The 11,699-nt window shown below is 62.7% G+C and carries 9 protein-coding genes; 8 read left to right on the top strand and 1 reads right to left on the bottom strand.

The annotated features are described in order from the left end of the window. Positions 1-14: 14 nt before the first annotated feature. The 7 genes from ACR64R_RS17720 to ACR64R_RS17690 all read left to right on the top strand — a co-directional run bounded on the left by ACR64R_RS17720 (position 15) and on the right by ACR64R_RS17690 (position 6,630). A complete protein-coding gene (locus tag ACR64R_RS17720) occupies positions 15-908 on the top strand; it encodes a carbohydrate ABC transporter permease (RefSeq protein ID WP_487357625.1) in 894 nt (297 codons plus the stop codon). Between the two features lie 10 nt (positions 909-918). Next, complete coding sequence (locus tag ACR64R_RS17715) at positions 919-1,833, top strand: carbohydrate ABC transporter permease (protein ID WP_487362473.1); 915 nt, start codon at positions 919-921, stop codon at positions 1,831-1,833. A 2-nt stretch (positions 1,834-1,835) separates the two neighbouring features. Further along, positions 1,836-2,936, top strand: coding sequence for an ABC transporter ATP-binding protein (locus tag ACR64R_RS17710; RefSeq protein WP_487362472.1), 1,101 nt, complete (start codon positions 1,836-1,838; stop codon positions 2,934-2,936). Between the two features lie 30 nt (positions 2,937-2,966). Next, positions 2,967-3,719 (top strand): sugar phosphate isomerase/epimerase family protein, encoded by a 753-nt coding sequence (locus ACR64R_RS17705; RefSeq protein WP_487357624.1) that lies wholly within the window; start codon positions 2,967-2,969, stop codon positions 3,717-3,719. A gap of 5 nt (positions 3,720-3,724) precedes the next feature. Further along, positions 3,725-4,867, top strand: coding sequence for a Gfo/Idh/MocA family protein (locus ACR64R_RS17700; RefSeq protein WP_487357623.1), 1,143 nt, complete (start codon positions 3,725-3,727; stop codon positions 4,865-4,867). Between the two features lie 162 nt (positions 4,868-5,029). Beyond that, a complete protein-coding gene (gene mgrA / locus ACR64R_RS17695) occupies positions 5,030-6,076 on the top strand; it encodes an L-glyceraldehyde 3-phosphate reductase (RefSeq protein ID WP_487357622.1) in 1,047 nt (348 codons plus the stop codon). Positions 6,077-6,225: 149 nt separating this feature from the next. Continuing rightward, a complete protein-coding gene (locus ACR64R_RS17690) occupies positions 6,226-6,630 on the top strand; it encodes a Fur family transcriptional regulator (protein ID WP_487357621.1) in 405 nt (134 codons plus the stop codon). A gap of 157 nt (positions 6,631-6,787) precedes the next feature. On the opposite strand, the gene polA is transcribed toward ACR64R_RS17690, so the two are convergent. After that, on the bottom strand, positions 6,788-9,751 hold the full coding sequence (polA, locus tag ACR64R_RS17685; RefSeq protein ID WP_487362471.1) for a DNA polymerase I: 2,964 nt from the start codon (positions 9,749-9,751) through the stop codon (positions 6,788-6,790). A gap of 524 nt (positions 9,752-10,275) precedes the next feature. On the opposite strand from polA, the gene ACR64R_RS17680 reads away from it, so the two are divergent. Beyond that, positions 10,276-11,661, top strand: a complete 1,386-nt coding sequence (locus ACR64R_RS17680) for a M20/M25/M40 family metallo-hydrolase (protein WP_487357620.1) — start codon at positions 10,276-10,278, stop codon at positions 11,659-11,661. Positions 11,662-11,699: the final 38 nt, after the last annotated feature.

Raw genomic sequence — 11,699 nt, 5'->3', positions numbered from 1 at the left:
CCCGGCCGGCCGAGATGAGCAACAGCGAACGCCCGTCCCAACTCTTCCGCAACCTCAACGCCAAGATCGCGTCGATCCCGATGGTGCTCACCGCGCTTGTGGTGTTCGTGGGCGGCACGGCCTGGACGGTGCTCTATTCCTTCACCAATTCTAAGCTGCTGCCGCGGCTCAATTTCGTCGGGCTCGACCAGTATCACCGGCTGTGGTCGACATCGCGCTGGCTGGTGTCGATCGAGAACCTTCTGATCTATGGCGTGATCTCGCTGGTATTCTCGCTGGTCATCGGCTTCCTGCTTGCAGCCCTTCTCGACCAGAAGATCCGCTTCGAGGACACGTTCCGCACCATCTTCCTCTACCCCTTCGCGCTGTCCTTCATCGTCACCGGGCTGGTCTGGCAATGGCTGCTCAATCCGGATTTCGGCGTCCAGCGCGTCGTGCGCGACCTCGGCTGGACCAGCTTCAGCTTCGACCCGCTCTACAATTCCAGCATCGTCATCTACGGCATTTCGATCGCGGCGCTTTGGCAGGGCACGGGGCTGATCATGTGCCTGATGCTCGCCGGACTGCGTGGTATCGACGAAGACATCTGGAAAGCGGCGAGGGTGGACGGCATTCCCACCTGGAGAACCTATCTTTTCATCGTCATCCCGATGATGCGGCCGGTCTTCATCACCACGCTGGTGATCATCGCCGCCGGCATCGTCAAGGTCTACGACCTGGTCGTGGCGCAGACCAGCGGCGGTCCGGGGATCGCGTCGGAAGTGCCTGCGAAATATGTCTACGACTACATGTTCTTCGCCCAGAATCTCGGCCAGGGCTTCGCCGCCTCGACCATGATGCTGCTGTCGGTGGTGATCGTCATCGTGCCCTGGGCCTATCTCGAATTCGGAGGCAAGAAGCGTGGTTGACCTCGCCTCCATGTCGGAGAGCGCGCAAGCGCTGCGGCGCGATGCCGCCGGCCCCAGCGGGCCGAAGCCGAGACATGTGCTGTCTCGCCGCAATATCTTCCTCTACGGCACGCTGATCGTCGTGGCGCTCTATTACCTTCTGCCGCTCTACGTGATGATCGTCACGTCGCTCAAGGGCATGCCGGAAATCCGCCTCGGCAACATCTTCTCGCCGCCGATGGAGATCACATTCGAGCCTTGGGTAAAGGCCTGGGCGAGCGCCTGCACCGGGCTGAACTGCGACGGGCTCTCGCGCGGTTTCTGGAATTCGGTGCGCATCACTGTTCCCTCGGTGATCCTGTCCATCGCGATCGCCTCGGTGAACGGATATGCCTTGGCCAACTGGCGCTTCAAGGGCGCCGACACCTTCTTCATCATCCTGATCGTGGGCGCGTTCATCCCGTATCAGGTGATGATCTATCCGATCGTCATCATCCTGCGCGAGATCGGGATATACGGTACGCTGACCGGTCTGGTGATCGTGCACTCGATCTTCGGCATGCCGATCCTGACGCTTTTGTTCCGCAACTATTTCACTTCGATGCCGGAGGAGCTGTTCCGCGCCGCGCGCGTCGACGGCGCAGGCTTCTGGGGCATTTATATGCGCATCATGCTGCCGATGTCGCTGCCGATCTTCGTCGTCGCCATCATCCTGCAGGTGACCGGCATCTGGAACGACTTCCTGTTCGGCGTCGTCTACACGCGCCCCGACACCTACCCGATGACGGTGCAGCTCAACAACATCGTCAACTCGGTCCAGGGCGTGAAGGAATACAACGTCAACATGGCCGCGACAATCCTGACCGGGCTGGTTCCGCTCATCGTCTACTTCATTTCCGGCAAGCTCTTCGTGCGCGGCATCGCCGCCGGCGCGGTGAAAGGATGATGATGGCAGCTGAAATCGCCAATCCCAGCGTTTCGATCCAGGACCTGTCGCTCAATTTCGGCGCCGTCTCGGTGCTGCAGACGCTCAACCTGGACGTCGCCGACGGTGAATTCATCGTGCTTCTTGGACCGTCCGGCTGCGGCAAGTCCACCTTGCTCAACTGTATCGCCGGCCTGCTCGACATTTCGGACGGGCGCATCTTCATCAAGGGCAAGAACGTCACCTGGGAAGAGCCGAAGGATCGCGGCATCGGCATGGTGTTCCAATCCTATGCGCTCTATCCGCAGATGACGGTCGAAAGGAACCTTTCCTTTGGTCTGCGCGTCGCCGGCGTGCCCAAGGATGAAATTGCAAAGCGCATCGCGCGCGCTGCCGAGATCCTGCAGATCGAGCCGCTGCTGCAAAGGAAGCCCTCGGCGCTGTCCGGCGGCCAGCGTCAGCGCGTGGCGATCGGGCGCGCGCTGGTGCGCGACGTCGACGTCTTCCTGTTCGACGAGCCGCTCTCCAATCTCGACGCCAAGCTGCGTTCGGAGCTGCGCGTCGAGATCAAGCTTTTGCACCGCCGCTTGAAGAACACGATGATCTACGTCACCCATGACCAGATCGAGGCGATGACGCTGGCCGACCGCATCGCGGTGATGAAGGGCGGCGTGATCCAGCAGCTTGACGCGCCGCAGACGATCTACAATCGTCCCGTGAACCGCTTCGTTGCCGGTTTTCTCGGTTCGCCGGCGATGAATTTCGTAGACGGTCGGCTGGAGAAGGATGGCGGCGATTGGCACTTTGTCGTCGAGGATGTGCGCATCCCGCTTGCGACCTACGCCTTTGAAGAGGAGCCCACGCCGCGTGCCGCGGTGTTCGGCATCCGGCCCGAGCATGTCGCGTTCAACAGCGGCACGGGCTGGCCTTTTGCCGCAACGGCCAATGTCGAAGTCGTGGAGCCGATGGGCTCCGATACGCTGGTGTGGTTGAAGCTGGGCGGGCAGAACTTCACAGTGCGCGTCACCTCCGAACGCACGCCGAAGAACGGGGATACGGTCAGTGTCGGCTTCGATCCGATGCGCGCCTCGATCTTCGACGCTCAAACCGGCAACCGCCTTTAACTTCCAGGACCAACAGAACGGACAGGACAGATGAACTGGTCATTCCAACTCTACAGCGCCCGCAATTTCCAGCCATGGAACGGCGTGGTCAAAATGCTTGGCGAGTTTGGCTACAAGCAAGTCGAAGGCTTTGGCGGCGTCTACGACGATCCGAAGGCGTTCCGCGCCGAACTCGACAAGAACGGGCTGGCGATGCCGACCGGGCATTTCTCGATCGACGCGCTGGAAAACGACTTCGACGACGTGCGCAGAATCGCCGACACGCTCGGCATCAAGCATCTGATCTGTCCTTATCTGGTGGCGGAAGCGCGGCCGTCCGACGCCGCAGGCTGGCGCGGTTTCGGCGAGCGTCTCGCCAAGGTGGGCGAGGCCGCGAAAAAGGCCGGATACGGCTTTGCCTGGCACAACCACGATTTCGAGTTCAAGGCGCTTCCCGACGGCTCGTTGCCGCAGGACCATATCCTGTCCGCCGCGCCTGACATCGGCTGGGAAATGGACGTCGCCTGGGTGGTTCGCGGCGGCGCCGATCCGCTGCCCTGGATCGAAAAGCACGGCAAGCGCATCCTCGCCGTCCACGTCAAGGATATCGCCAAGCCCGGTGAGGGGCTGGACGAGGACGGCTGGTCCGATGTCGGCCACGGCACGATCGACTGGGCGGGCCTGTTCAAGACGTTGCGCGCCAAGAGCTCGGCGCAGTATTTCATCATGGAGCAGGACAACCCCAACGACATCGAGCGCTATGCCCGCCGCTCGATCGCCGCAGCCAAGAGCTGGCAGGAGTAATCGAAATGGCAGACAAGCTTGGCGTCGGCGTCATCGGCTGCGGCAACATCTCAAAGGCCTATTTCTCGCTGGCTCCGCTGTTCCGCGGCATCAAGATGCGGGCCTGCGCGGATATCAACATGGATGCCGCCAAGGCGCGGGCAAAGGAGTTCAAGCTACGCGCCGAGACGGTCGACGATCTGCTCAAGGACGACGAGATCGACATCGTCGTCAACCTCACGATCCCGGCCGTGCATTATGAAGTTTCAAAAGCGGTGCTCGACGCCGGCAAGCACGTCTATTCGGAAAAACCCTTCGTGCTGTCGATCAAGGAAGGACTCGATCTCAAAAGCCGGGCCGAAAAGAAGGGCCTCCGCATCGGTTCGGCGCCGGACACGTTTCTCGGCGGCGCCCACCAGCTGGTGCGCGATCTCATCGACAGCGGCAAGCTTGGCGCGATCACCAGCGGCACATGCCATGTCATGAGCCACGGCATGGAACACTGGCACCCCAATCCCGACTTCTTCTTCCAACCGGGCGCCGGCCCGGTGCTCGACATCGGGCCTTACTATGTCACCAACCTGATCCAGTTGATCGGGCCGGTCAGCCGGGTGGCCGCCTTCGCGACGACCCCGGCGAAGGAGCGGACGATCTCGTCGAAACCTCGCGCGGGGGAGAAGATCCCGGTCAAGACGCCGACCACCATCCATGCGCTGCTCGAATTCGCGAATGGCGCGGTGATCACGCTCAACACCTCCTGGGACGTCTGGAGCCATGGCCACGCGCCGATGGAGCTGTATGGCGAATTGGGCACCGTCTTCGTGCCGGACCCGAATTTCTTCGGGGGCGAGGTGCGCTTCACCGACGGTGCCCGGCCGGTGAAGAAGCTGCCCAAATGGAACCATCCGTTCGGCGTGCCGAACGAGATGCATGGCCACGGAATGATGGCGAACTATCGCACGGCCGGCCTTGCCGACATGGCGGTCGCGATCGCCGAAGGGCGGCCGCATCGCTGCTCGATGGAGCTGGCGCTGCACGCCGTCGACGTCATGACCGGCATCCTGCGTTCCGGCGAAAGCGGCAAATATGTCGCCATGCAGACGACCTGCGAGCGGCCGGCCGCGCTCGGCGTCAAGGACGCCAAGGCGCTGCTGGCGAAGAAAAAGTAGGTGGCAACCCCTCTCCCCGTTCCGGCGGGGAGAGGGTAAGGGTTGGACAAGCATCGATTCAACCCGCAGCACAGCAGAGCCGATGCCGCCGGAAAACCGCTTCACATCTTTTGGCATCATGCTCTAGCGGCGATCGCCGCCGTTTCGATCCCGAGGATTGCTATGCCCTATGTCGCCGCAGAGAACCGCTACGAGAAGATGATCTACAACCGCTGCGGCCGGTCCGGCCTGAAGCTGCCGGCGATCTCGCTTGGGCTGTGGCACAATTTCGGCAACGACACGCCGCACCAGACCAAGCAGGCGATCGCGCGCAAGGCCTTCGATCTCGGCATCACCCATTTCGACCTCGCCAACAATTACGGCCCGCCGCCCGGCTCGGCGGAAACCGCGTTCGGCGAGATCCTGCGCACCGATTTCGCCGGCTATCGCGACGAGATGATCATCTCGACCAAGGCCGGCTACGAGATGTGGGCTGGTCCCTACGGCGAATGGGGCAGCCGCAAATATGTGCTGGCCAGTCTCGACCAGAGCCTGAAGCGCATGGGGCTCGACTATGTCGACATATTTTATTCGCACCGTTTCGATCCCGAGACGCCGCTCGAGGAGACGATGGGCGCGCTCGACCACGCGGTGCGCTCGGGCAAGGCGCTCTACGCCGGCATCTCGTCCTACAATTCGCAGCGCACGCGGGAGGCTGCCGACATTTTGCGGCAGCTCGGCACGCCCTGCCTTATCCACCAGCCGAGCTACTCGATGCTTAACCGCTGGGTAGAGGAGGACGGGCTGCTCGACACGCTGGAGGGACTGGGCATCGGCTCGATCGTGTTCTCGCCGCTGGCGCAAGGCATGCTGACCGATAAATATCTCGGCGGCATTCCCGAAGGCAGCCGCGCATCCCCAGGCAAATCGCTGAGGCCCGCCTTCATCAACGACAAGTCGATCGCCAATATCAAGGCGCTCAACGAAATTGCCGGCCGGCGCGGCCAGACGCTGGCGCAGATGGCGCTGGCTTGGGTGCTGCGCAAGGGCCGCGTGACGACGGCGCTGATCGGCGCCAGCCGGCCGGAACAGGTCGAGGATTGCGTCGGCGCGCTCAACGCGCTGGAATTCAGCGATGCCGAGCTCGCCGAGATCGACACCTATGCGCGCGAGTCCGACATCAACCTTTGGGCGGCTTCGGCCGAGCGCAAGGGGCCGCCGCGCAAGTAGCGGTCAGCCGCGAAGCATTGGCGCGTGGTGCCCGCCAGGCAGCAAAGGCTGCGGAAACAGTGGCAAAATCGCTCGTTCGTCGCTATCTCAGGGGAAATTGAAGTCCTTCGCGTGCACGGTCGCATGCGAGCGTCGATTGGACGAACAGAATGACGACAAGAGATGCGCTGACCAAGAACCAGCTCTGCGTGCTCGAGAAGCTCGAGGCGTCCAGCGGGCCGCTCAGCGCCTATACGTTGCTCGACCAGCTGCGCGAGCGCGGTTTCCGCGCGCCGCTGCAGGTCTATCGGGCGCTCGACACGCTGGTGAAGTCCGGCTTCGTGCATAGGCTCGAAAGCCTCAACTCTTTCGTCGCCTGCGCCGAGCCGCACGACCACAGCCATTCGATGACCGCCTTCGCCATATGCGACAATTGCGGCCAGGTGACCGAGATGTCCGACCATGATGTCGACCATCGGCTGGACGAATGGGTGCGCTCGACGGGATTCGCGGCCAAGAAGGCGGTGATCGAGTTTCGGGGTGTGTGCGCAAAGTGCAGGGCCCAGGCGGCGTAGGTACGCCGATATTCAGGTGAGGCCGGCCTGCAAATGTCGGCTTCCTGCGCTTCCGGTGCTCACGTACTTCAAGTACGCTCCGCTCCGGTTCTCGGAAACCACCATTTTCGACTCGGCCCGACCTGAATCTCAACGCACTTACGTGCGTAACGCCAAGTTAATGCGCCTCGTCCCAGTTGTTCGCTGCCCGCGCATCGACATGTAGCGGCACCGACATCGAGACCGCCGGCATTGGCGCGTTTTCCATGACGCGGCGCACGACGGGAATCGTCGCTTCGACCTCCGCGTCCACCGTTTCGAAGATCAGCTCGTCATGCACCTGCAACAGCATGCGGGCGGAGAGCTTCGCCTTATCCAGGGCTTCTTCCATATGCACCATGGCGCGGCGGATGATGTCGGCCGCGGTGCCCTGCAGCCTGGCGTTGATCGAGGCGCGCTCGTTGAAGGCGCGGACCGACGGGTTGGACGACCTTATCTCCGGATAATGGATGCGGCGGCCGAAGATGGTTTCGACGAAGCCGTTCTCGCGCGCGTAGGCCTTGGTTTCCTCGATATAGTCGCGGATGCCTGGGAAGCGCTCGAAATAGCGCTTGATGTAGGCGCTGGCCTCGTCACGCGGGATCGACAGCTGGTTGGCGAGGCCGAAGGCGGAGATGCCGTAGATGATGCCGAAATTGATCGCCTTGGCTCGCCGGCGCACCTCCGAAGGCATGCCCTCGACCGGCACGTTGAACATTTCCGACGCGGTGATGGCATGGATGTCGGCGCCGTCGGCGAATGCCTGCTTGAGCTGCGGGATTTCGGCGACATGGGCAAGCACGCGCAATTCGATCTGGCTGTAGTCAGCGGAGACCAGCTTGTGGCCCTTTTCGGCGATGAAGGCGGTCCTGATCTTGCGGCCTTCGGCGGTGCGTACCGGGATGTTCTGCAGGTTGGGGTCGGAGGACGACAGCCGTCCGGTCGTGGTCGCGGCCAACGCGTATGAAGTGTGGACGCGATTCGTCTCGGGATTGATGAAGCCCGGCAGCGCGTCGGTATAGGTCGATTTCAGCTTGGTCAGCTGGCGCCAGTCGACGATCTTGCGCGGCAGTTCATGGCCTTCCGCCGCAAGCTCTTCCAAAAGCTGCGCCGAAGTAGACCACTGTCCGGTCTTGGTCTTCGAGCCGCCCGGCAGGCCCATCTTGCCGAACAGGATGTCGCCGAGTTGCTTTGGCGAGCCGATGTTGATGCGCTCGCCGACGATGCCGTAGATTTCTTCCTCGGCGCGGGCAGCGCCTTGCGCCAGTTCGCCCGATAACCGGGACAGGATCTGGCGGTCGACCGAGATGCCGCGCTGTTCCATGCGGGCGAGCACCGGCACCAGCGGCCTTTCCAATCGCTCATACACCGAAACCAGGCCCTTGGCGGCCAACCTCGGCTTCAGCACCTGCCACAGCCGAAGCGCCAGGTCGGCCTGCTCTCCGGCATAGGCGGTCGCGCGCTCGATATCGACCTGGTCGAAGCCGATGGCGCTCTTGCCCGAGCCTGCAAGTTCCTTCTTGGAGGCGGGCGCGTGGCCAAGCCACTTCTCCGAGAGAGAGACGAGATCATGGCCGCCGGACGTGCCCGCGTCGAGTACGTAGGAGATAAGCATCGTGTCGTCGAATGGTCCGACCTCAATGCCGTGCCGGCTCATCACGACGATGTCGTATTTCATGTCCTGCACGATTTTCAGGACCGACCGGTCCTCGAGCACAGGCTTCAACAGCGTCAAAGCCTCGCGGACCGGTATCTGGTTTTCCAGCATGCCGCCGCCGAGCAGGTCGCCATTGCCGCTCTTGTGGGCAAGCGGCATATAGACGGCGCGGCCGGGCGCGATCGCCATGGACAGGCCGATGAGATCGGCCTGCATCGGGTCGGACGAGCTGGTCTCGGCGTCAAGCGCGAGGATACCGGCTTCGCGGGCCTCGGCGATCCAGGCGTTCAGCGCGGCCGCATCGCGGATGGCGCTATAAGCAGAGGGGTCAATCTTTCGCGCCGCCGCCTGTTCCAGCCGCAGCGCCGAGAGGAGCGAGGGGGTGTCGCCCTGCGGCGGTGCGTCCTCTCCCCTTATGGCCGACGCACCGGATGTTGCGTCGCCGTTCGATTGAGGCGCGGGCTGGCGCGGCGGTGCGCTGGCGCCGACATCGGGCCCATGCGCGGTATCGGCACGCTCGACGGTGACCGCGGTAGCCTGGACGTCGCCGATCTCGGTGGCGGTCGCCTCCGCGACGCGTCGCGTCAGTGTGGTGAACTCCATGGTCTTCAGGAAGCCGATCAGCTTCGGTCCGTCCGGCGCATGCAGGACGAGGTCGTCCAATCCCTCTTTCAGAGGCACATCGTTCTTCAGCGTCACCAACTCGCGCGAGATGCGCGCCTTTTCGGCATTTGCGATGATGGTCTCGCGCCGCTTTTCCTGCTTGATCTCACCCGCGCGGGCCAGCAGACCATCGAGGTCGCCGAACTGCTCCAGCAGCTGCGCCGCCGTCTTCGGTCCGATGCCCGGCACGCCCGGCACGTTATCTACCGAGTCGCCGGTGAGCGCCTGCAGGTCGATCATCTTTTCCGGCGGCACGCCCCATTTCTCGATCACCTCCGGGATGCCGATCTGCCGGTCCTTCATCGGGTCGTACATGCCGACCGTCGGGCCGACCAGTTGCATCAAATCCTTGTCGGACGAGATGATGGTGGTGTCGGCGCCGACCTCGCAGGCGAGCCGGCAATAGGTGGCGATGATGTCGTCGGCCTCGAAACCTTCCATCTCGATGCAGGGCAGGTTGAAGGCCACGGTCGCCTGGCGGATCAGCCCGAATTGCGGGATCAGATCCTCCGGCGGCGCCGAGCGGTTGGCCTTGTATTCAGGATAAAGATCGTTGCGGAACGTTTTCGAGGAATAATCGAAAATGACGGCGAAATGCGTCGGCACGATGCCCACATTGGTGTTGCGGGCGTCCTGCACCAGCTTCCAGACCATGTTGCAGAAGCCGAGCACGGCGTTGGTCGGCAGGCCATCTGATTTGCGATTGAGCGGCGGCAGCGCGTGATAGGCGCGGAAAATGTAGCCGGAGCCGTCGACGAGGAAGAGGTGATCGCCTTTTTTCATGCCGGCAGGGATAGCGCGGCCGGGCTTCGCGGTCCATGCCAAAGGCTGTGAAACCAGCCGGTTCGGGCAACACCCCTGACACATACTGTCCGGCAAAGCGCGTCGGGCTGAAACGCATTCTGTCGACGCGCCCGGGTCCTTGTTTGTGCATGCCGTTTTTTCAGAAACCGCTTTACACTTTTGGGCGACATTCACGGTGTTCGCTGCTCACGGGCATGTTACAAAAGTGTAATTTTCGTGCCCTTGAATCGCCACGTTCACAGACCCAAATACACGTCATCGGCAGTTTTCGCCGAAGTCCGGAGCAAGGCCCGTCCCCCGCCTATCCCGGGCATTTGCGGCAGCCTATCCCCCCTCTCCGGGCTGCCGCATCGTTTTGAGTAAAGACCGCCGTGGTTCCCCTCCACCACGGCGGTCTTCTTTTATTTAGCGGTAGGCATTCCCGCGCTTGGTCCAACAAATCGCGACTTTTCGTTTCTGGTCCGGACCTTTAGGGTCGAGCCCGAGAATCGAAAGGCCCTATAATGTCCAGAATTTCCCCCGTCCTCGACCGTCTCGACCAGAATCTCGACCAGAGCCTGGAGCGGCTCTTCGGCCTGCTCGGCATCAAGTCCATTTCCACCGATCCCGCCTTTGCCGCGGACTGCCGCAAGGGGGCCGAATGGCTGGTCGCCGAGCTCAAGCTGATCGGCTTCGAGGCGAGCGTGCGCGACACGCCGGGACATCCGATGGTGGTGGCGCATCACGAGGGGCCTGCGGGCGCGCCACATGTGCTGTTCTACGGCCACTACGACGTCCAGCCGGTCGATCCGATCGAATTGTGGGAAACCGACCCGTTCGCGCCCGCGATCAAGGAGATCGCGCCCGGCCGCAAGGTGATCACCGGCCGCGGCTCGGCCGACGACAAGGGGCAGTTAATGACCTTCGTCGAAGCCTGCCGCGCCTGGAAGCAGGTGCACGGCAATTTGCCGTGCCGCATCACCATCCTGTTCGAAGGCGAGGAGGAATCCGGCTCGCCTTCGTTGAAGCCCTTCCTGGAAGCCAACGCCGCCGAGCTGAAAGCGGATTTCGCGCTGGTCTGCGATACAAGCATGTGGAACCGCGAGACGCCGTCGATTTGCGTGTCGCTGCGCGGCATGGTCGGCGAGGAGATCACCGTCAAGGCGGCCAGCCGCGACCTGCATTCCGGCCTTTATGGCGGCGCGGCGGCCAATCCGATCCGCATCCTTGCCAAGGTGCTGGCCGACGTTCACGACAAGGATGGCCACGTCACCATCCCAGGCTTCTATGACGGCGTCGAGGAGACGCCTTCGCAGGTACTGAGGTCCTGGGAAGGGCTGGGCGAGACCGCCGAGACCTTCCTGGGGCCGGTCGGCCTTTCCATTCCCGCCGGCGAGAAAGGGCGTTCGCTGCTCGAGCTCACCTGGGCGCGGCCAACGGCCGAGTTCAACGGCATCATCGGCGGTTATACCGGCAAGGGTTTCAAGACGGTGATCGCGGCGGAGGCCTCGGCGAAAGTATCGTTCCGGCTGGTCCACAAGCAGGATCCGAAGAAGATACGCACCGCCTTCCAGGCTTTCGTGCGCGAGCGGATCCCCGCCGACTGCTCCGTTGAATTCCATCCGCACGGCGGTTCGCCGGCGATCCAGCTTTCCTACGACTCCCCTTTCCTCGCCAAGGCCAAGGACGCGCTTTCGGACGAATGGGAAAAGCAGGCCATCACCACGGGAAGTGGCGGCTCCATTCCAGTGGTCGGCGACTTCCAGACCTATCTCGGCATGGAATCGCTGCTCGTCGGCTTCGGCCTGGACGACGACCGCATCCATTCGCCGAACGAGAAATACGAGCTGACCTCCTTCCACAAGGGGCAGCGGTCCTGGGCGCGCATCCTCGACGCGCTGACCCGCTAAGCGACAAGTTTTGGTTGATTTTTCTCCGGATCGCGGCA

This window comes from Mesorhizobium sp. MC2-1-1, assembly GCF_057597255.1.
The sequence above is the reverse complement of the archived record's forward strand: the minus strand, read 5'-3'. Positions and strand labels throughout refer to the sequence as shown.